We start from the raw sequence: 21,268 nt of genomic DNA, 5'->3' as shown, positions 1-21,268 counted from the left end.
GAACATTTCTTTGTGTCTTTATAAAGAATGAACACCTTTAAACAAAAGATAACCAATTTTTGCGCATTTGTCATTAGAATTTTTGTGTTTTTTACGATTTCTTAAAACTGATGAATTTGCTCAGGATTTTTATCTGTACAAATGCTCATATATCATATATAATGATGTCGAATTGAATAATGATCAATCTTCGGGGCAGGGTGCAATTCCCTACCGGCGGTGATGAGCATAGTCTCTAAGCCCGCGAGCCTTTTTGGCAGGATTCGGTGTGATTCCGAAGCCGACAGTATAGTCTGGATGGGAGAAGATGGAGGTTCATAAACGTTGAAAACATTGATGTTCACACGTTTATTTGTCTAGCCCAATTTCCCCGCTCCTGTTTTCAAGGGCGGTTTTTTTGTGGCTAAAATGGAACAATCCTCTTTTCGAAAGATTTGATCGAAAAGGAGAGAGAATATTGAATCAAAGTAAAGTAAAGCGTTTAGTTGTTACCAGTATGCTCAGCAGTATTTCGTTTGTGTTAATTTTATTGGATTTTCCTTTCCCGGGTCTTCCAGCGTATTTGAAAATTGATTTTAGTGATATCCCGGCAATTATTGCAATTTTAATTTATGGACCGGGTGCAGGGATTGCAGTTGAGGCATTAAAAAATGTACTGCATTACCTCATTCAAGGCAGTATGTCCGGCGTTCCAGTTGGGCAAGTCGCGAACTTCATTGCAGGCACACTATTTATCTTGCCAGTCGCCTTTATGTTTAAAAAAATCAAATCAGCAAAAGGGATGGCATGGTCTATGATCGCGGGTACATTGCTTATGACTGTGATGATGAGTATTTTAAATTACTTCTTATTCCTGCCAGCTTACACATGGTTCTTAAACGCGCCAGAACTATCTGATCATGCGCTCAAGACGACCATTACAGCAGGGATCTTACCATTTAACTTTATTAAAGGAATCATCATTACCATCGTGTTTAGCCTCATTTTTGTGAAAATGCGTCCATGGTTTGAAAATAAACGCCGACTTCAAAATAGTTAATATAAAAAAAGCCCCTGCATAAGGGGCTTTTATACTATTCATGCTTAAGCGGGTCACCATCGAAAGATTCGTCCGCAACTTTGATAGAATCTGTTGGACATCCTTCAAATGCATCAAGCATATCTTCTTCAAGTACTTCTGGAACTTCTACAGTCCCTTGGTTGTCATCAAGCGTAACAAATGCAATGCCTTCATCATCATAATCATAAATGTCTGGAGCAGCTGCACCGCATGCGCCGCAAGCAATACATGTGTCTTTGTCTACAATTGTATATTTTGCCATGTTAAAAAAATACCTCCCAGATTGTTCGATGGAACAAATGGTCTAACCTTTTTAGTTTCACCGATAAAAAACAATTTCCTCAAACCTTATTGTAATGATTTTAATTTCACATTTCAACTGTAAAGTGATTGAGAATGCTTATCACATAAGGGTTTGTTCATAACTTTCCCCCACAAATTGAGTTTAAACATTTCTTCTTCTATGAAATCTGTTAAAATAAAGGGAGAAAATATTCGAATTTTGTCAGGAAGACAGGTGCTTTGGCGAATGACTCTTCATTACTTGGATGTCATGTTAATGGACAGCGTATATAAATTGAACGGCGAACGCTCCATAAGTGCTGTCTACCATCTTTTTAAAGGAAAAAAATCATCACAAACCATACAGGATGCCAGTTTGTTTCAGCTTTCAAAGTATTTCGGCTGTTACCCGGGGTTTACGAGGGATCAGCTGAATCGCTCTACTATAAAGCTTGACGAAAAGCACTACATCAAAAAAACAGGGGAGACATTCATTGTTACAGATGCAGGACAGCAAATGCTAAACCAGTATTTCTCAGAAAAACCGATGCCCGCTTATTTTCATGGTGCCAAATATCATGATAAAGCAAAGGTGTTATGGATGAGGCTCTCGTTACTTGTACAAGTGCTGTCTCACCATCTGGCTGGATCGCATCAATATGTCCCAATACAAAGAGATGTATCTGTACAAAGCTGGACGAAATCCTTCTTAAAACAGCATCACGAGAAGAATATGCTTTCGGAAGAGCTGCATCATGAACTCGAAAAGCTCCTTAGCCGTATAAGTGATCAAGAGGCGCTGATATTTGTTTATTCATTGACCTCAAATGAAAGAATTGGGCGTACGTATCAGCAAATGGCAGAGTGGCTAAAAGAAGATGTGTGGTATGTGTACCTGCTTTTTTGGAATGTCCTCCATTATTTTATTCATGCTGCCCAAAAAGGTGAGGCGCAGCTCATGCAAAAGCTCGTAGGTGACCTTGAATTCAAACGCGTGCTGACAACCTCTACGCACAAAACGCTCGAGCTTGTGCAAAAAGGATTTGATATTGATCAAATTGCTCACATTCGCTCTTTAAAAAAGGCAACGATCGAAGACCATATTGTCGAGCTTTCCATACATGAACCGAGCTTCTCAATAGAGCCGTATGTGAGCGAAGAACAGCAGCAGGCCATTCATGCAGTAGCCAGAGAGCTTCAAACAAATAAGATGAAGCTGATTAAAGAAAAACTCGAACATCCATTTACTTATTTTCAAATACGATTGGCTCTGACAAGGATGGTGAAAGCAAATGGATAAGCTTCATCAGACGCTCATGCGATATTTTGGTTACGACTCATTTAAAACGGGTCAAGAGGACATTATTCAAAGTGTACTGAATCAAAAGGATACGGTGGCCATGCTGCCTACTGGCGGCGGGAAATCCATCTGCTATCAAATTCCCGGCTATATGGCAGATGGATTAGTTCTCATAATTTCGCCGCTGTTATCGCTTATGGAGGATCAAGTCGAACGAATGAAAATGCGCGGAGAAAAACGAGTGGCGGCACTGAACAGCACATTGTCTTTTCAGGAGAGACGACATATCATTCGGCATTTGCCATCATATAAATTTTTATTCGTCGCCCCTGAGGCATTAATGTCAGAGGTGCTGCTAGAACAGCTCAAATCGATGCATATTGGTCTGTTCGTCGTCGATGAAGCCCATTGTATATCCGAATGGGGGCATGATTTCCGTCCGGAATATTCCAAGCTGGGAGAATGGAGAGAAGCGTTAGGTCATCCTGTCGCCTTAGCACTGACGGCAACTGCAACAAAACAAACGCTAAAAGATACCGTACAAACGTTAAGATTGCAGCATCCAGACTTTCATATCCATTCTGTCAACCGGCCAAACATCGCATTAGTCAAAGAAGCGCACGAAACGAAAGAAGCAAAAGAAAAACGGGCTATTGAGCTTGTTGAATATCTGCAAGGCCCCGGTCTGATTTATTGTCCAACCCGGCAAATGACAGAAGATATGGCGCTCATTATGAAACAAAAAACCCATCAGCGTGTAGAGTATTACCATGGCGGGATGGATGCAGGAGACCGTATGCTTATTCAGCAGCAATTTATCAGCGGACAGCTTGATCTTATTTGTTGTACAAGTGCTTTTGGAATGGGAATTGATAAAGCCGATATACGATTTGTTATTCATATGAGCCCGCCGCAGTCAATTGAAGCATTTATGCAGGAAATTGGAAGAGCAGGTCGGGACGGGAAAAAGAGTGTCAGCATTCTTTTATATACAGAAGAGGATGCGGACATTCAACAGCATTTAATACAAGCAGAGGGCTTTGATGAGCCAGAAATTGATTTCTTCTTAGCAAGGCTGATACAAATGCAGACAAATGATGAAAAGAAATTACGTGAACAATTGATGGAATCAGGGCTTCAGGAGACACGTGCAAGAATGCTGATCCATTATTACAGGATGTATCAGTCTGACGAGCCGCGTGTGCTCCTGATGAAACTGAAAGAGAAATTGCAGGACAGACAAACAGAAAAACTGAGAAAAGTGTGGCAATTTAAGGAGCGGATCACAGATCATGGCTGCTTTAGACAATCTCTGTTATCATACTTTTACGAACAGCTTGATCAAACAGAGAGCGCATCCTCTGGCAGCTGCTGCTCTTCTTGCGGACTTGACCTGTCTGATTATGAAAAAAAAGATCAACCATTGGAGCTGAATGAAATGAAACACTGGAAGACCGTGCTGAATCGTATGTTTCATCTGACAAAAGAGGCGCAGCATTGATTGAACAACATCGCCGGATCATCGAAAAATTAACCGATCGACAAGTAGTAGAACAGCTGTATTTCACGCAGCTGCTGATGCTGGTCATTTCCTTTTTACTAGGTATATTTATGTTTGATCATTGGACAGATTTCACATCTCTTTGGGAGATCCAAGATGCGCGGATACTGACTTATGGAATTGGCGGCGCTGCGGTTGTGATCATTGTGGATGCGATTGTCATGAAGGTGTTTCCTGCTCATATGTATGATGATGGCGGATTAAATGAAAAAATGTTCAAAAACCGCAGCATCCCGCATATTGTTTGGTTAACACTGCTCATCGCCTTTTCAGAGGAAATTCTATTCCGAGGGATCGTCCAACAGCAATTTGGACTGGAAATTGCCAGTATTGTGTTTGCGCTCCTTCACTTTCGCTACTTATCAAAAATACTCTTGTTTATCCTTGTGGTTTCTATTAGTATTTTTTTAGGACTTTTATACGAGTGGACGGGGAATTTATTTGTTCCTGTCATGACCCATTTTGTCATTGACTTAGTCTTTGCTTGTCAAATTCGTTTGAAATATAGGGGGAGGGATGAACATGGAAGAAATGTCGAGAATGAAGAGAAAGAAGGAGCAGCTGACCAACATCCATGACGATGATGTTGAGAAGATTTTTGAAGAAGAAGTTGAGCCTTCAGATGACTCTCACTTTCCTACACGAGAAGATTTCCATGAATATAAAAAGCAGCGCACGAAAAAGGTGCGCAATCCATTGTTTACAACACTGGCTATTATCTTTCCTATTATTGTCGTCACGGTGTTCTTCCTTTTGATTTACTACACATCAAAGGAAATCAACCATAATAATAATCAAGATGTATATAATATTGATTCTACATCAAGTGCTGACACAGACCCAGTCCCGTCAGCACTTGCCGAAACAAAAAATGACTCAAGCGCTGATAAAGCAGATGCGTCTGATGATGAGAAGCAAAAGAAAGAGGAAGAAAAACAGCGATCGAAAGAAAAAGCTGAACAGAAGAAAAAAGAAAAAGCTGCTAAAGAAAAAGAAGAGCGTGAACAAGCAGCGAAAGAAAAAGAACGCGAGAGAGCTGAAGCTGCCAAAAAGCGTGAACAGCAGCAGCTAGCCTTGCAAAAGCAACAGGAAGAGAAAAAAAGAAAAGAAGCCGAAGAGAAAAAGAGGCAGGAAGAAAAGCCAGTCCGTGTTGTGCAGCACACTGTTGGTCCAGAGGAAAACCTGTATCGAATTTCAATGAAGTATTACAAAAACCGTTCGGGTGAAGAGAAAATTAGAGCCTATAATCACTTAAAAGGTAACAGCGTATACAGTGGTCAAGTGCTGAATATTCCACTAGAAAACTAATCACCTGACATGAATGGAGAAGCACGCACATACATATGTAGAAAAAAGGGACAGGGTGTATGTGATGACATTACACGCAATCAGCCGATATATGGATCAGCCGACACAGAAGATGATGGAAACATTGATCAAAAGAAAGCATAAATATGAGGGTTTTGCCAAGCAGTGCAGAAGATGGCAATGGACAGCCCTTCTATCGCTGGCCATTCTTTTGTTTTATTTTGTGATCACGGCAAATGCGGGAGGCGGCTCGCTTCAGCCGGAAGCCATGATTGCCACACTGCTTGGTCATGAAGTATTTCTGTTTTGGACCATGGCCGAGGTCTTTGCTTTTTACGCATCTTATTACTATAAGAAAAAAGAAGAAAAGGCTGAGGATGAATATCATCGGCTTAGATGTGAAATTATACAAAAAAGCACAGATTTATGGCCGCAGTCAAATCAGTGGAAAGAGCGCGAGACGGTTTTTCACTATATGCAGAAGCAGTATGACATTAATCTCTATTATGAAAGTAAATAAATGAGAAAAAAGACGTTTAACAGTTGAAACGTCTTTTTTCTTTCAAGCGTCTTATGAAAGAAAGATACGTAAGGGAGCCATTTGTGATGAAATATGCCATCGGATTTACTGCCGCCATTGCGGCTGTTACAACAGGTGTGTGTGTAACGGCAAAAATGGTGAAAACGGCAAAACAAAACAACATCAAAAAGCATTATTTTACAATAGAAACACTTCAATCAGACCGGCCTGCTGTCATTTTCTTTATTTCTGATACACACAGACGTCTCATCAGTGACACTTTATTAGCAGAAATCAGACAGGAAGAGCCAGATGTGATTATGATTGGCGGAGATTTAGCAGAAAAAGGTGTGCCCTACGCAAGGATTGAAGAAAATGTGAAACGTTTATCAAGAATTGCGCCGGTTTATTTTGTTTGGGGAAATAATGATCATGAGCTGCACCAGCAAAGGTTTAAAGAAATTCTTCATGCATACGATGTCACGACTTTGCAAAATGAAACGGCTGTATGGAATTTCGAAGGCCAGCGAATCAAAATCGGAGGAATTGATGATATTCGGCTTGAAAAAGCAGATTATGAAGCCATACGGCCTGAGTTTGTAAAAGATGATGTCAATATTCTCTTATCACACAATCCAGATGTGCATCATTTGATGAGTGAAGAAGAGGGAATCGACCTTGTCCTGAGCGGTCATACGCATGGGGGACAGATCCGAATTGGGAAATTTGGTCCATATGAAAAAGGAAGAACAGGCCAGGTCAAAGGTGCGTTCTTTCTCATTAGTAATGGCTACGGGACCACAAAAATTCCCATGCGTCTCGGAGCAGAACCAGAAACCCATCTGATCTATTTAATGCCTCTAAAAACGCGTTAACTTGCGGCACCCTCAATATTTTCCATAAAAGTCACCGTAAGCATAGCTTCATGCTTGTCTTCCGTCTTGACACAGTGTAAACTGAATACAAAATTAAGAACCTATGACTCATCATCTCATATACTACAGTATGATGTGTGTTTAGAAGAGGCAGGAGGGAACGTTATGCGACTGGAGCGTCTGAATTATAATAAAATCAAAATTTTTCTCACACTAGATGACCTGACAGACCGAGGTCTTACGAAAGAAGACCTTTGGAAAGATTCGTTCAAAGTCCATCAGCTGTTTAAAGACATGATGAACGAAGCGAATCAGGAGCTCGGTTTTGAAGCGAATGGACCGATTGCTGTTGAAGTATTTTCTCTTCAGGCGCAGGGGATGGTCGTCATTGTCACAAAGAGTCAGCAGGAAGATGCTGATGATGAGTTTGATGAAGATTACATTGAGATGCAAGTCAAGCTCGACGAGAGTAAGCATGTGCTCTATCAATTTGCCTCGTTTGAAGATGTGATTCAACTGTCCCATAGTTTAAGTCGTATTGGACTTTTAGGGGGTACAGTTTACCATTATGAAGGTCAATATTATCTCAGCCTGGATGATGTTGGAGAATTATCTGCTGATACAGTCATTTCGATTTTAGCAGAGTTTGGTTCACCTACGACACTCACCATTCACCGGCTAAAAGAATATGGAAAAGTGATCATGCAAGAAGATGCTGTGAAAACGATTCAAATGTATTTTTAATCACTTTTTTCTATTATATTTAATACTGTTGTGATGAAACAACAGTATTTTTTTATATCCTTTTTTATATTTATAAACGCTGATATTTTATTTTGATAAAAAACGCTTTTTACCTTTGCTTTACCAGTACGAAGGTGTATACTATTGCTTGAAAGGGAGCAGTAGATCATGAAAGATTTCTAGGGGGTTTATTTTAATGGCAGCCGATCAAAACGCCGCTCATAACGCAGAAGATAAGCTAGATGTTTTAAAGTCAACTCAAACCGTCATACATAAAGCGCTTGACAAATTAGGGTATCCGCAGGAAGTGTATGAATTGCTGAAGGAGCCAATTCGTCTATTAACGGTCAAAATTCCAGTACGTATGGACGATGGATCGGTGAAAATTTTCACTGGTTACCGTGCACAGCACAATGATGCTGTCGGTCCAACAAAAGGCGGAATCCGTTTCCACCCGAACGTTACGGAAAAAGAAGTAAAAGCGCTTTCAATTTGGATGAGTTTAAAATGTGGAATTGTGGATCTTCCTTATGGCGGAGGAAAAGGCGGTATTATCTGTGATCCAAGAGAAATGTCATTCAGAGAGCTTGAAAAACTAAGCCGCGGCTATGTTCGCGCCATCAGTCAAATCGTTGGACCAACAAAAGATGTTCCAGCACCAGACGTGTTTACGAACTCTCAAATTATGGCATGGATGATGGATGAATATTCTAGAATTGATGAATTTAACTCGCCAGGATTTATTACAGGAAAACCAATTGTTCTTGGAGGATCACACGGACGTGATACTGCAACAGCAAAAGGTGTGACGATCTGCATCAAAGAAGCGGCGAAGAAAAAAGGAATTGACATTAACGGAGCTCGTGTTGTCGTACAGGGATTCGGAAATGCAGGAAGCTACTTAGCTAAATTCATGTATGATGCTGGAGCAAAAATCGTAGGGATTTCAGATGCATACGGCGGATTATACGATGAAGATGGTCTAGACATTGACTACTTGCTTGACCGACGTGACAGCTTTGGAACCGTCACTAAACTATTTAACGATACAATTACAAACCAAGAGCTGCTTGAGCTGGATTGTGATATCTTAGTACCTGCAGCCATTGAAAACCAAATCACAGAAGATAATGCGGCAAACATTAAAGCCAAAATTGTCGTAGAAGCAGCAAATGGTCCAACGACACTGGAAGGAACCAAAATTCTTTCAGATCGTGGTGTACTGCTTGTTCCAGACGTGCTTGCGAGTGCGGGTGGTGTAACTGTTTCTTACTTTGAATGGGTTCAGAATAACCAAGGGTTTTACTGGACTGAAGAAGAAGTTGAAACTCGTTTAGAAGATATGATGGTGAAATCATTTAATAATATTTATGAAATGGCGCAAAACCGCCGAATTGATATGCGTCTTGCTGCATATATGGTCGGTGTACGTAAAATGGCTGAAGCTTCTCGATTCAGAGGCTGGATTTAAGCGGCTGATTTGCATCGCGCCTTAAAATCTCCTATCCTTAAATAGGAGATTTTTTTATGGAATGGAACAAAGAATCAAACAGCCCAGCAATTGTTATTGCAGTGAAATGACAGGAGTGGAACAAATGAAACAAGAAAAAGCGATCATAATAGGAGGCGGCCCATGCGGGTTATCAGCTGCTATCGCATTCAAGCAAATTGGGATTGATGCACTTGTGATTGAAAAGGGGAATGTCGTGAACAGTATTTATCATTACCCAACACATCAAACCTTTTTTAGTACAAGTGAAAAGCTTGAAATCGGTGATGTCGCTTTTATTACTGAGAATCGTAAGCCCGTTCGTATTCAGGCACTTTCTTATTACCGAGAGGTCGTCAGACGAAAAAAACTGCGTGTACATGCTTTTGAAAAAGTAAACGCCGTGACGAAACAAGATGGCCGTTTTACGGTAAATACATCAAAAGACAACTATTCATGTGATTACGTCGTCATTGCGACTGGCTACTATGATCATCCAAACTATATGAACGTCAAAGGAGAAGACCTTCCCCACGTATATCACTATTTTAAAGAAGGACATCCATATTTTGATAAAGATGTGACGGTGATCGGCGGAAAGAACTCCAGTGTGGATGCTGCGCTAGAACTTGTGAAATGCGGAAGCAGAGTCACTGTGCTGTATAGAGGAACTGAATATTCATCCAGCATCAAGCCTTGGATACTACCAGAGTTTGAAGCGCTTGTCCGTAATGGAACAATTCGAATGGAGTTTGGTGCGCAGGTGAAAGAAATCACAGAAGAAGATGTGATCTTTACAAACCAGGAAAATCAAACGGATCGAGTGAAAAGTGACTATGTATTTGCTATGACTGGCTATCACCCAGATCATTCTTTCTTAGAAAAAATGGGTGTCACGATTGATCCAGAATCAGGCCGTCCAGCATTTGATGAACAGACGATGGAAACGAATGTTGAAGGTATTTTCATTGCGGGAGTCATTGCTGCTGGAAATAATGCCAATGAAATTTTCATTGAAAATGGAAGATTTCATGGCGGACTCATTGCAGAAGAAATCAACAAAAGAATCAACGGATAAAAAATGAACTGAATCCTTCAAAGGGGTTCGGTTCTTTTTTATATAAATTGGGATTATATAGAAAGATATTTTTAGAAAAATGGGCCCGAGTCATATAAAAAAAGGGTAAATCATGGTACGATAATGAAGGATAATGTAGGGAAAGAGGTCTGGTTATGATCGCAATCATCTCAGCAGGTTTAGCTCCCGGCATCGCACTTTTAAGTTATTTTTATTTGAAAGATCAGTACGACAATGAGCCGGTTCACATGGTCATCAGATCTTTTATGCTAGGTGTCATACTTGTGTTTCCAACCATGTTTATTCAATATGTCCTTCAAGAGGAAAATATCGCAACAAACCCTATCTTGATTTCATTTGTGACGTCGGGTTTTTTAGAGGAATCATTAAAATGGTTTATTTTAATGGTCAGCGTTTATGCACATGCCCAGTTTGACGAACACTATGACGGAATTGTGTATGGAACGAGTGTCTCACTTGGTTTTGCAACACTTGAAAATATCCTTTACTTAGTCGGTCACGGGGTCGAATATGCGTTTACCCGTGCTTTATTACCTGTATCAAGTCACGCATTATTTGGTGTTGTGATGGGTTTTTATATCGGAAAAGCCCGCTTCTCTGATAAAAAAGAGCAGCGCAAATGGCTGATCCTTTCTTTAACGCTCCCTGTGCTGTTTCACGGCCTGTATGATTTCATTCTATTAGGGATGAAAAACTGGGGATATATCATGGTGCCGTTCATGATTTTTTTATGGTGGTTTGGTTTAAGGAAAGCAAAAAAAGCCCGTGCGGTAAAAATGGTGCAAATTTAATTTTGGAAAACGTCCTATTTGTTTATAGGGCGTTTTTTTGTCTTTTCCATCCAATTCTCTCCTGTGTTGAATGTATAAAAATAGGGATCGGAAGAAACATATATTCAAACATCAAAAGTACAGGAGGATCAAATATGGATAAAGCTCGTTTCATGAAACAAATTGTTCTTATCTTCTCAATCGTTCTTCTTGCGTCTTCACTTTTGACAGTCAGTAAAAGTGAAGCCTTCACCGCCCAAGTCATCCAGCGCGGGGCAACAGGAGAAGATGTAGTCGAGCTGCAAGCGCGGCTCCAATACAATGGTTTTTACAATGGCAAAATCGATGGCGTCTATGGCTGGGGGACGTACTGGGCCGTTCGCAACTTTCAAAGCCAATTTGGCATGAAGAAGGTCGATGGACTTGTAGGTGAGAAAACAAAAAGCTTATTAGTTCAAAAGACGAAATACTACAAAGAGTTTGTTCAAAAGCAGCTGCAGGAAGGGAACCAGTTTACCCATTATGGCGGGAAGCCTCTTGATCAGCAAACAAAGGCTCCTGCGCAAAGAAGCTCGCAAAAAAAGACAGCCCAAGGTACAAACGAAAATCAAAAAAGTCAAGGTGGATCATCTGGGAAGTCTGGCAATCAGTCAGGCAGCCAGCAGGGAAATCAAACACCAAAACAGACAGCAGCCAACATGCCTGGTGGTTTTTCTAGTAATGACATTCAGCTCTTGTCGCAAGCTGTGTACAGTGAAGCAAGAGGTGAGCCGTATGAAGGACAGGTGGCCATCGCGGCCGTTATCTTAAACCGTTTGAACAATCCGACCTTTCCAAATACGATCGCAGGAGTCATTTTTGAACCGCTTGCGTTTACTGCTGTAGCAGATGGGCAATTTTATATGACGCCAGATGAAACGGCAAAAAAAGCTGTATTTGATGCAATCAATGGCTGGGATCCATCTGAGAGCGCCATCTATTACTTTAATCCTGATACAGCAACAAGTCCATGGATTTGGGGAAGACCACAAATTAAACGAATCGGGAAACATATATTCTGCGAATAAAAAGAGGTGTAAATAAATGATCAGAGGAATATTGATTGCTATTTTAGGAATTGCTGTCATCTCAACAGGTTATTGGGGCTATAAAGAACATCAAGAAAAAGACGCCGTACTGCTTCATGCTGAGAACAACTACCAAAGAGCATTCCATGATTTAACGTATCAGGTGGATCAGCTGCATGACAAACTGGGCGCAACACTTGCGATGAACAGCCAAACATCCATCTCACCAGCACTTGCTGATGTATGGAGAATGTCATCAGAAGCGCATAACAATGTCAGCCAGCTCCCGCTTACATTGATGCCTTTTAATAAAACGGAAGAATTCCTGGCGAATGTCGGAGATTTTAGCTACAAATCATCAGTCAAATCTTTATCAGATGAACCATTAAATAAAGATACGCACAAAACCATTACAGCTCTATATAATCAAGCGTCAGATATCCAAAACGAACTTAGACAAGTGCAGCACCTCGTACTTAATAAAAACTTAAAATGGATGGATGTTGAAATGGCGCTCGCTGACGGCGATCGAAAGAACGACAACACCATCATTGACGGGCTGAAAACAGTCGAGAGAAATGCAGATGCATTTGCAGATGTCGATCTTGGGCCTACAAATGTGTCCACAGAAAAAGAAACACAAGGCTACAATCATTTAAAAGGCGATAAGATTTCAAAAAAAGAAGCGATCCGCATTGCACAGCAATTCACACCCGACCATAATCAACATTTTAAAGTGAGAAAAAGCGGCAGCAAAACCAATCGCGACGTGTACAGCTTATCGATGTCTGATCCAGACAGCCATGCAAACTTTTATCTAGACTTAACTGAAAAAGGAGGACACCCAGTCTACCTTCTTCAGAATCGTGACGTGAAAAAACAGAAAATCAGTTTGAATGAGGCATCAGAAAAAGCACTCAGCTTCCTAAAGAAGCAAGGGTTTGACACAGAATCGTTCCATTTAGATGAAAGTGCACAATTTGATAATATCGGTGTATTTACCTATGTTCCTCTTCAGAAAAATGTTCTGCTTTATCCAGATAGTATACGCATGAAAGTCGCATTGGACGATGGTGAGGTTGTTGGGTTTTCAGCGAAGGATTACTTAACGAATCATAAAACACGCGACATTAAAGCACCTAAAATCTCGCAAAAAGAAGCGAAGAAAACATTAAATCAGCATGTAAAGATCGAAGATACTCATTTAGCGATTGTGCAAAATGATATGTCAGAGGAAGTTCTGTGCTATGAGTTCCTCGGAACGATAAAAAACGATACGTATCGCATGTTCATTAATGCAGATAATGGAAAAGAAGAACGAGTAGATAAACTAAAAAACGCAGAACCTATATATAAAGACCTATAGAAAAGGAAACGAGGAAAAGGCTAATAAGTCTTTTCCTTTTGTTTTAGACATGGTTTAATATAGGAGAGGATACGATTTCACAGATGAAAAGAGTGATGAGGAATGTTACAAATAGGGGATGCAATCACAATCGAATATGTCAATGAGAACAAAGAAGTGAAAACAGCAAAATCGAAGGTTTTGGAAAATAATAACGATGATATTTGCATTAATTATCCAGCTGATCAAGAAACGGGACGCACCATCTACTTAAACCAGCAAACAGAAATCACCGTCTTCTTTTTTGACGAAAACCAAATTCCATACAAATGTACAAGCGAAGTCATCGGAAAAAGAAAAGAAGATATTCCGATGATTGTCATTTCCATTCCGCCAAAAGAAGAAATGATTCGCCTTCAGCGAAGAGAATATCTGAGAGTGGATACGATGGTCAAAGCTACTATCATGCAAACGGACGAAGAGGCCTTTGAGACGTTTATTGTAAATATGAGTGCTGGCGGCGTAGCAATCTCTGTTCCTGAGGGCGTGTCATTGAAAGAATATGGAGAAGTGGTCACAGAGTTTGAACTTCCCCTAAAAGAGCCCGTGAAAATAAAAGCGGTTGCAGAGATGAATCGAGTATATGAAGATGAACAGTCTGGCAAAAAAAGAGCGATCATGGAGTTTTCAGAGATCACAAATGAGCACCAGCAGCACATCATGAAATACTGCTTCCAGCAGCAGCTTTTAACACGTGTGAAAAAAGCATAAGAATAAAGGGTGTAAAAAGCTTCCATACTAGAGAGGAAAGAATCTAGCGTGGAGGCTTTTTGTATGAAGACAATGGAAAGATGGTTATTGAAAGTGGTGCTCATTCAGCTTGTTTTATTGCTCACTGTTCAGATCACACTTCATTTGACGAAAGGAGAACTTTTTTTGTCAAAAGTCGTGCAGTATGAGGGTGTGAACAACATGAGCATTGAAGAATGGATTGAAACGTTTAAGCAGAAGGATTGATAGAAAATTCCCCCGTTTGAGCGGTGATCGTGTTACAATTCATAAGGGAGATTCAATCAAGGAGAGGTATTATGAAAAAGAAATTATCTATTGCAATTGACGGTCCTGCAGCAGCAGGCAAAAGCACTGTGGCAAAAATTGTCGCAGCCAAAAAATCATATATTTATATTGATACAGGTGCTATGTACCGCGCGATTACACTTGCGGCACTCAATCAAGGTGTAGATCTTGAAGACGAACAGGCACTTGATTCATTACTGAAAAAAACGGTCATTGAACTAGTAACAACAGACGAGGGTCAAAAAGTCCATCTAAACAATACGGATGTCACAGAGGATATTCGCACAGACCGCGTAAGCAACCAAGTATCGGTTGTTGCAAAGCACAGAGCTGTTCGGGAAGAAATGGTCCGCAGGCAGCAAGAGCTTGGCAAACGAGGCGGCGTCGTTATGGACGGAAGAGACATAGGCACTCACGTACTTCCAGATGCTGAAGTGAAAATTTTCTTGCTTGCATCAGTAGAAGAAAGAGCAAAACGCCGCTTTGAAGAGAATCAGAAAAAAGGCTACGATGTCAATTACGATCAGCTGATCGAAGAGATTGCAAGACGCGATAAGCTTGATTCTGAGCGCGAAGTTTCACCTTTGAAGAAAGCAGATGACGCCATTGAAATTGACACCACTTCCCTTTCTATTCAAGAGGTGGCAGTGAAAATTTTAGATGCAGCAGACCGCGTGGAGAAACAGTAAGAAATTTTAGAAAACTTTTATAAGTTAGAGGTTTATCTCTTGACAAACAAGGTCTTTTATTAGAAGTTTATACTAATACTATTTTTATTGATCATTCAAGCAATTATATTGATTTGAATGTTTCTATAATACATATTCGGCTGGCAATCATCATGCTTAAGACACATATTCGCCCAGTCGTTTTAACTAAGCTGTGTAGGTTTGGACCAAGGAGGTTATCGAAATGACAGAGGAAATGAATCAAATCGATGTTCAGGTACCAGAGGTTGGAGATGTAGTGAAAGGGATTGTTTCTAAAGTTGAGGACAAGCATGTCAATGTAGATATCGTCAATGTGAAACAACCTGGTATCATCCCAATCAGTGAATTATCAAGTCTTCACGTTGAAAAAGCATCAGATGTCGTGAAAGATGGCGACGAGTTAGAGCTTAAAGTAACAAAGGTCGAAGACGATGCTTTGATTTTATCTAAACGTGCTGTTGATGCAGACCGCGCTTGGGAAGACCTAGAGAAAAAGTTTGACACAAAAGAAGTATTTGAAGCTGAAGTAAAAGACGTTGTAAAAGGTGGTCTTGTCGTTGACATTGGTGTGCGCGGATTTATTCCTGCATCTCTTGTAGAAGCACACTATGTAGAAGACTTCACAGATTACAAAGGGAAAACACTCTCACTTGTCGTGGTAGAACTTGACCGCGAAAAAAATCGCGTGATTCTCTCGCACCGTGCAGTCGTTGAGCAAGAGCAATTAGACAAAAAGCAAGACTTCCTGCAAAAGCTTGAAGTAGGCAGTGTGATTGATGGTAAAGTGCAGAGGCTTACTGATTTTGGTGCATTTGTTGACATTGGCGGCATTGATGGATTAGTTCACATTTCTCAACTATCCCATGCGCATGTTGAAAAGCCATCTGACGTAGTAGAAGAAGGACAGGAAGTCAAGGTCAAAGTACTTGCTGTTGATCGTGATAACGAACGTATCTCACTATCTATTAAAGAAACATTACCAGGACCTTGGAGCCAAATTGGTGAAAAGGTAAAACAAGGTGATGTGCTTGAAGGAACCGTTCAACGTCTTGTGAGCTTTGGTGCATTTGTTGAAATTCTGCCAGGTGTAGAAGGGCTTGTGCATATTTCCCAAATCTCTCATAAACATATCGGCACGCCGCAAGAAGTCCTTGAAGAAGGGCAGACTGTGAAAGTGAAAGTGCTTGATGTGAATGAAGACGAAGAGCGCATTTCACTAAGCATCCGTGATTTAGAAGAAAATCCTGAAAAACAAATCGAAGAGGATTATCGTCAATATCAGGCGAAAGAAGAAAATACAAGCGGCTTCCAGCTTGGTGACCTGATCGGCGATAAACTCAATAAACTAAAATAATTTGGTGATCAAAATTGACGCGAGCAGAAAGAAAGAAGCAGCATATTGAGCATGCGTTGTCCACTGGCCAGCATGCAGCAACAGGTTTAGATGATGTTTCCTTCGTTCACGCCAGTTTACCAGATCTTGCGACATCACAAATTGATACACATACGACAATTGGCGGACTGACTTTCGGTTCGCCAATTTTTATCAATGCAATGACTGGCGGAGGCGGAGAATCCACCTATGAGATCAACCGCTCTTTATCGATCGCAGCGAAGGAGACCAACATCCCAGTAGCAGTTGGATCACAAATGGCTGCACTGAAAGATAAAGAAGAAAGACGAACATATGAAGTCGTTCGTAAAGTCAATCCGGATGGAATTGTATTTGCGAATTTAGGCAGTGAAGCGACAATGAAGCAAGCTCAAGAAGCAGTCAACATGCTCGAGGCAAATATGCTCCAAATTCATCTGAATGTCATCCAAGAGATTGTCATGCCTGAAGGCGATCGCGATTTCAGGGGGGCGCTTGAGCGGATTGCAGCTATCGTTGAATCTGTTGGTGTGCCTGTTGTTGTAAAAGAAGTCGGATTTGGCATGAGTAAGGAGACGGCAGGAAAGTTATTCCATGCTGGGGTTGCAGCCGTTGATGTAGGCGGATTTGGTGGAACGAACTTTTCTAAGATTGAAAATCTCCGCCGCCAAAAAGCACTTCGTTATTTTGATCAATGGGGAATTCCAACTGCAGCGAGTCTTGCTGAAGTACATACAGCCTTTCCGAATCAAACGATTTTAGCCTCGGGAGGTATTCAAGATGCTCTTGATGTAACCAAATCAATGGCTCTTGGCGCATCTGCTGCTGGTCTAGCTGGATTTTTCTTAAAATCATTGACCAGTGGAGGAGAAAGCGGCCTCATCGCAAATATCATGGAACTTCAAGAAGATATCAAGATGATGATGACAGTGCTTGGTGTGAAGACGATTGAAGAACTGAGACAGGCTCAAGTTGTGATCTCGGGGGAAACAAGTCATTGGCTCAAAGAAAGAGGCGTTGACACAACGTACTATAGTAAGAGAGGCATGTGATATCACATGCCTCAGCGCGTAGACAAACCCTCGCATTCGGCGTCAGTCCTGCGTGCCGGTGCTCACGAATGTACAATTCGCTCCGCTCCGGTACTCGTCCTTCCTAGGGCTGCAAAGGTTTTCTATCACGCTGAAAAGAAGACAAAGGACTAAAATAAACATCATTTTAGCCCTTTGTCAACAAATCTAAGGCATGTGATGATCACATGCCTTTTTTTTATTGATTTCTTTTTCGAGCGCTTTCTGGACCTTCTAATGCTGTTGCACCCTTATGATGAATGGATTGATCGCGGTCAGATTCCACTCTTCTTGACGCCTTTAAACGCTTTTCCTGTCTATCTTTTCCCATCATGTATCCCTCCTCAGGTTATTAGGGTGTCACCTCTTGTTTATTTCATACAAAGCCGGTAACGATCCGCATGTTTAAAAATTGGAGATTTTCCCATAATGTAATTGAGGTGATGAGGCGTTGGAGGCTTTGTACTATTATTGGTCTATATGGTTCGTTTGGATTATGGTGACATTTATCATGGGAAAAAGTTTGTGGCGCAGCGTGCTGGGCATTTGTGTACTTGTCCATATTATATTCAGTCATGTTATGATATCCGTTTTAGATATAAGCATCAATGCGGGTTTCTTGATGACTTTTTTATATGCATGTGCTGCTTTCGTCATATTCAGGCCTAGTTACCGAATGATGAGAATCATGCAATTGGGCTCGATGGTGAGCGCGTATGCCTTTTTTATGATATTTGCATTATATGACCCTGTTTGGTTCACGATAATAAAGGTGGATTGGGTCGTATTTGCCCTGCTGATCTTAATGTGTATGACATATGGACAGCCGTTAACGGAAAGAATCACCTTATGGATGATGTCAGTATGTCTCGGCGAAGCCCTTTATGCGCTGACGATTCACCGCCTCACATCATCAATTGTCATAGGGGATCTCTCTTTTCTTTCCTTCGTTGTACAAGGAGCCGTCTTCCTATTAGGTGTCGATCAGTTTGAAAAGCTCTTGAACGCCCGTTCATCAAGAAAATCAGTAAAAGGGGCTGCAAAATCAACATGACAGATTATACGTTTCCTGTGATTATTGGTGTCATCTTTGGGATGGCGGCCAGACTTTACATGTTAAGAACGGATTACCGGCAATACCCTACGTATATTCATGGACAAGTGATTCACATTGCACTTGGTTTTATTGCGTCAGGATTAGGTGCGATCATTATGCCTGCACTAATTCAGGAGGAATTTACAGCGATTACCTTTCTCACTTTGGCAGCCACGCAATTTCGAGATGTCCGAAATATGGAAAGAAATACGTTAACCCAAATGGATTCGTATGAGCTTGTCTCACGAGGCAGTACATATATAGAAGGCATTGCCATTGCCTTTGAAAGTCGAAATTATATTGCGATTCTCACTGCACTTATTACAACGACAGCCTGTATTTTCTTCTCGCTTGTTGTTGGAACAGTAGTCGGTATTCTTTGTTTTTTCATGGCAAAGCTATTAATGTCAGGCAGTCAATTAAAGGATATCGTCAGCATTCAAAAAGGGGAACTTCGCTTTGATGGGGCAGGGCTTTATGTGAATGATATATACATTATGAATATCGGGCTGCCCGAAAAGCAAAAGCTCATTTTAGAGCATGGGATGGGTTTTATTTTGACGCCGAAAAATTTCAACTCTGCTACAACGATTGCTAACCTTGGGCAGCGGCAAGCCATTTTATTTGATTTATCGAACGTGCTTGGCGTGTACCGCGATTCTGGTGAACCATCGCTCTGTCCGCTCGCAAAACGTGATCTGAATACCGGTACACTTGGTGTGTTCATTTTACCGCAATGGCAGCGTGAAGATTTGGCTGTCCGTGTATTAGAAGAGGTGCCTATTTTAGAAAATGCCATAAGAATGCCGACAGATTTCATTAAAAAGAAAGTGAGGTAATAGGGCATGGCGAACACCATTGAACAATTTATATTGGCTGTGGCAACAACTAATAAAGAGCGGGTCATTGGCGGAACAGCGGTTTTTTTCTGTGAAAATAAAGAAGAGCTCGACATGTATGCCATGAATTTAGAGGCCATTTTAGATGGAATTGCACACGGCATTGGAGAAGATCTTTACTTGATTGTCAAACATTTTTAAGTTATTCATTGTGGTCTGATTAAAAATTGATATAATATATAAGTTGAACCCTTCATGTTTGAAGGGTTTATTTCATAAAACTGAATGAAAATTATAAATCCCGGTTGAAACATGATGATGAACATATTGAATCGCGGCTGGATTGAAAGGAAGGGTACTATGGGTAAACCTGTCGTAGCCATTGTTGGAAGGCCCAACGTTGGAAAATCTACAATTTTTAATCGAATCGCAGGCGAAAGAATATCGATTGTAGAAGACACACCTGGTGTAACAAGAGATCGAATCTATAGCTCTGCTGAATGGTTAAATTATGACTTTAATTTAATAGATACTGGTGGAATTGATATTGGAGATGAGCCATTCTTGGCGCAAATTCGCCATCAGGCAGAAATCGCAATGGACGAAGCGGATGTCATTATCTTTATGGTGAATGGCCGAGATGGCGTGACATCTGCGGATGAAGAAGTCGCAAAAATTTTATATCGCACGAAAAAGCCAGTTGTACTTGCTGTCAATAAACTGGACAACCCTGAAATGAGAAGCGACGTGTATGACTTTTATGCACTCGGATTTGGCGAGCCGTATCCGATTTCTGGAACACACGGATTAGGTCTTGGTGATCTGCTTGATGCAGTGGCAGAACATTTTAAGAATTTACCGGATACGCAATATGATGAAGAAGTTGTCCAGTTCTGCTTAATTGGCCGTCCCAATGTAGGGAAATCTTCTTTAGTGAATGCGATGCTCGGAGAAGACCGCGTCATTGTCAGCAACATCGCTGGTACAACAAGAGATGCTGTCGATACGATGTTTACGTACAATCAGCGTGACTTTGTCATTGTTGATACAGCAGGTATGAGGAAAAAAGGGAAAGTATATGAAACAACAGAGAAATACAGTGTACTTCGTGCATTAAAAGCCATTGACCGCTCTGACGTTGTCGCTGTTGTACTTGACGGCGAGGAAGGCATTATTGAGCAGGATAAACGAATTGCTGGATATGCACACGAAGCTGGTAAAGCAGTTGTCATCATTGTGAACAAATGGGATGCTGTTGAAAAAGATGAGCGTACGATGAAGGAATTTGAGCAAAACATCCGCGAGCATTTTCAATTCCTTGATTATGCAGCTGTCTTGTTTATGTCTGCTCTTACGAAAAAGAGAATTCATACATTAATGCCGTCCATTATCACAGCAAGCGAAAACCATGCAATGCGCGTTCAAACCAATATTTTAAATGATATCATCATGGATGCGGTGGCGATGAATCCAACGCCGACCCATAACGGACAGCGCCTAAAGATTTACTATGCAACACAGGTGGCCATTAAGCCTCCTTCCTTCGTTGTGTTTGTCAACGATCCAGAGCTTATGCACTTTTCTTATGAGCGTTTCCTAGAAAACCGCATTCGAGATGCATTTGGTTTTGAAGGAACACCGATTAAAATATTTGCGAGAGCGAGAAAATAAAAAGGGTGAGCAG

At 41.0% G+C, this 21,268-nt stretch carries 24 protein-coding genes and 1 riboswitch; of the genes, 22 read left to right on the top strand and 2 right to left on the bottom strand.

Annotation, left to right across the window (positions count from 1 at the left end; translation table 11 throughout):
- Window positions 1-182: 182 nt before the first annotated feature.
- A riboswitch (FMN riboswitch) is annotated at window positions 183-313 on the top strand.
- A 144-nt stretch (window positions 314-457) separates the two neighbouring features.
- Window positions 458-1,039 carry an ECF transporter S component gene (locus ASE42_RS12420; RefSeq protein ID WP_041109656.1) on the top strand — a complete coding sequence of 194 codons (582 nt, stop codon included), beginning with the start codon at window positions 458-460 and terminating at the stop codon, window positions 1,037-1,039.
- Window positions 1,040-1,073: 34 nt separating this feature from the next.
- On the opposite strand, the gene ASE42_RS12415 is transcribed toward ASE42_RS12420, so the two are convergent.
- A complete protein-coding gene (locus tag ASE42_RS12415; RefSeq protein ID WP_008361239.1) occupies window positions 1,074-1,322 on the bottom strand; it encodes a ferredoxin in 249 nt (82 codons plus the stop codon).
- Window positions 1,323-1,589: 267 nt separating this feature from the next.
- On the opposite strand from ASE42_RS12415, the gene ASE42_RS12410 reads away from it, so the two are divergent.
- The 17 genes from ASE42_RS12410 (at window position 1,590) to fni (ending at window position 17,631) form a co-directional block, all read left to right on the top strand.
- On the top strand, window positions 1,590-2,642 hold the full coding sequence (locus ASE42_RS12410; protein WP_056767172.1) for a helix-turn-helix domain-containing protein: 1,053 nt from the start codon (window positions 1,590-1,592) through the stop codon (window positions 2,640-2,642).
- Window positions 2,635-4,143: a RecQ family ATP-dependent DNA helicase gene (locus ASE42_RS12405; RefSeq protein ID WP_056767169.1), complete on the top strand. Its 1,509-nt coding sequence runs from the start codon at window positions 2,635-2,637 to the stop codon at window positions 4,141-4,143. The genes ASE42_RS12410 and ASE42_RS12405 overlap by 8 nt, the downstream gene beginning before the upstream one ends.
- Window positions 4,140-4,781: a CPBP family intramembrane glutamic endopeptidase gene (locus ASE42_RS12400; RefSeq protein ID WP_056767166.1), complete on the top strand. Its 642-nt coding sequence runs from the start codon at window positions 4,140-4,142 to the stop codon at window positions 4,779-4,781. Before ASE42_RS12405 ends, ASE42_RS12400 begins: the two co-directional genes overlap by 4 nt.
- On the top strand, window positions 4,726-5,511 hold the full coding sequence (locus ASE42_RS12395; RefSeq protein ID WP_056767162.1) for a LysM peptidoglycan-binding domain-containing protein: 786 nt from the start codon (window positions 4,726-4,728) through the stop codon (window positions 5,509-5,511). The genes ASE42_RS12400 and ASE42_RS12395 overlap by 56 nt, the downstream gene beginning before the upstream one ends.
- Window positions 5,512-5,575: 64 nt before the next feature.
- Window positions 5,576-6,031 carry a DUF2663 family protein gene (locus ASE42_RS12390; RefSeq protein ID WP_024428078.1) on the top strand — a complete coding sequence of 152 codons (456 nt, stop codon included), beginning with the start codon at window positions 5,576-5,578 and terminating at the stop codon, window positions 6,029-6,031.
- Between the two features lie 86 nt (window positions 6,032-6,117).
- Window positions 6,118-6,906, top strand: coding sequence for a metallophosphoesterase (locus ASE42_RS12385; protein WP_024428079.1), 789 nt, complete (start codon window positions 6,118-6,120; stop codon window positions 6,904-6,906).
- A gap of 165 nt (window positions 6,907-7,071) precedes the next feature.
- The gene (locus ASE42_RS12380) at window positions 7,072-7,650 is read left to right on the top strand and encodes a genetic competence negative regulator (protein WP_024428080.1); all 579 of its coding nucleotides are present in this window, start codon (window positions 7,072-7,074) and stop codon (window positions 7,648-7,650) included.
- Between the two features lie 196 nt (window positions 7,651-7,846).
- A complete protein-coding gene (locus tag ASE42_RS12375; protein ID WP_007500982.1) occupies window positions 7,847-9,121 on the top strand; it encodes a Glu/Leu/Phe/Val family dehydrogenase in 1,275 nt (424 codons plus the stop codon).
- 124 nt (window positions 9,122-9,245) lie between these two features.
- A complete protein-coding gene (locus ASE42_RS12370) occupies window positions 9,246-10,217 on the top strand; it encodes a YpdA family putative bacillithiol disulfide reductase (protein WP_056767160.1) in 972 nt (323 codons plus the stop codon).
- Window positions 10,218-10,372: 155 nt separating this feature from the next.
- Window positions 10,373-11,029, top strand: coding sequence for a glutamic-type intramembrane protease PrsW (gene prsW / locus ASE42_RS12365; RefSeq protein WP_024422824.1), 657 nt, complete (start codon window positions 10,373-10,375; stop codon window positions 11,027-11,029).
- 134 nt (window positions 11,030-11,163) lie between these two features.
- Complete coding sequence (sleB, locus tag ASE42_RS12360) at window positions 11,164-12,075, top strand: spore cortex-lytic enzyme (RefSeq protein ID WP_056767158.1); 912 nt, start codon at window positions 11,164-11,166, stop codon at window positions 12,073-12,075.
- 16 nt (window positions 12,076-12,091) lie between these two features.
- On the top strand, window positions 12,092-13,441 hold the full coding sequence (gene ypeB / locus ASE42_RS12355; RefSeq protein ID WP_056767156.1) for a germination protein YpeB: 1,350 nt from the start codon (window positions 12,092-12,094) through the stop codon (window positions 13,439-13,441).
- A 102-nt stretch (window positions 13,442-13,543) separates the two neighbouring features.
- The gene (locus tag ASE42_RS12350) at window positions 13,544-14,191 is read left to right on the top strand and encodes a flagellar brake protein (RefSeq protein ID WP_056767155.1); all 648 of its coding nucleotides are present in this window, start codon (window positions 13,544-13,546) and stop codon (window positions 14,189-14,191) included.
- A 63-nt stretch (window positions 14,192-14,254) separates the two neighbouring features.
- Entirely contained in the window at window positions 14,255-14,437 is a 183-nt protein-coding gene (locus ASE42_RS12345; protein WP_024422820.1) for a DUF5359 family protein, read from the top strand.
- Between the two features lie 71 nt (window positions 14,438-14,508).
- Window positions 14,509-15,186, top strand: coding sequence for a (d)CMP kinase (gene cmk / locus ASE42_RS12340; protein ID WP_056767153.1), 678 nt, complete (start codon window positions 14,509-14,511; stop codon window positions 15,184-15,186).
- 223 nt (window positions 15,187-15,409) lie between these two features.
- Window positions 15,410-16,561 (top strand): 30S ribosomal protein S1, encoded by a 1,152-nt coding sequence (rpsA, locus tag ASE42_RS12335; RefSeq protein ID WP_056767151.1) that lies wholly within the window; start codon window positions 15,410-15,412, stop codon window positions 16,559-16,561.
- A gap of 14 nt (window positions 16,562-16,575) precedes the next feature.
- Complete coding sequence (gene fni, locus ASE42_RS12330; protein ID WP_056767149.1) at window positions 16,576-17,631, top strand: type 2 isopentenyl-diphosphate Delta-isomerase; 1,056 nt, start codon at window positions 16,576-16,578, stop codon at window positions 17,629-17,631.
- A gap of 217 nt (window positions 17,632-17,848) precedes the next feature.
- Here the strand turns inward: fni and ASE42_RS18715 are convergent, their stop codons facing one another.
- Complete coding sequence (locus tag ASE42_RS18715; protein ID WP_073206119.1) at window positions 17,849-17,980, bottom strand: YpzI family protein; 132 nt, start codon at window positions 17,978-17,980, stop codon at window positions 17,849-17,851.
- A 180-nt stretch (window positions 17,981-18,160) separates the two neighbouring features.
- On the opposite strand from ASE42_RS18715, the gene ASE42_RS12325 reads away from it, so the two are divergent.
- From ASE42_RS12325 to der, 4 genes are all read left to right on the top strand, one after another.
- Window positions 18,161-18,703 carry a hypothetical protein gene (locus tag ASE42_RS12325; RefSeq protein WP_056767147.1) on the top strand — a complete coding sequence of 181 codons (543 nt, stop codon included), beginning with the start codon at window positions 18,161-18,163 and terminating at the stop codon, window positions 18,701-18,703.
- Window positions 18,700-19,584 carry a YIEGIA family protein gene (locus tag ASE42_RS12320; protein WP_024422816.1) on the top strand — a complete coding sequence of 295 codons (885 nt, stop codon included), beginning with the start codon at window positions 18,700-18,702 and terminating at the stop codon, window positions 19,582-19,584. The genes ASE42_RS12325 and ASE42_RS12320 overlap by 4 nt, the downstream gene beginning before the upstream one ends.
- Before the next feature lie 6 nt (window positions 19,585-19,590).
- On the top strand, window positions 19,591-19,785 hold the full coding sequence (locus tag ASE42_RS12315) for a capping complex subunit for YIEGIA (RefSeq protein ID WP_008344527.1): 195 nt from the start codon (window positions 19,591-19,593) through the stop codon (window positions 19,783-19,785).
- Window positions 19,786-19,944: 159 nt separating this feature from the next.
- On the top strand, window positions 19,945-21,255 hold the full coding sequence (gene der, locus ASE42_RS12310) for a ribosome biogenesis GTPase Der (RefSeq protein WP_056767145.1): 1,311 nt from the start codon (window positions 19,945-19,947) through the stop codon (window positions 21,253-21,255).
- Window positions 21,256-21,268: the final 13 nt, after the last annotated feature.

The organism is Bacillus sp. Root920, assembly GCF_001429445.1.
Classification (GTDB): Bacteria; Bacillota; Bacilli; order Bacillales; family Bacillaceae; genus Bacillus; species Bacillus safensis.
The sequence above is the reverse complement of the archived record's forward strand: the minus strand, read 5'-3'. Positions and strand labels throughout refer to the sequence as shown.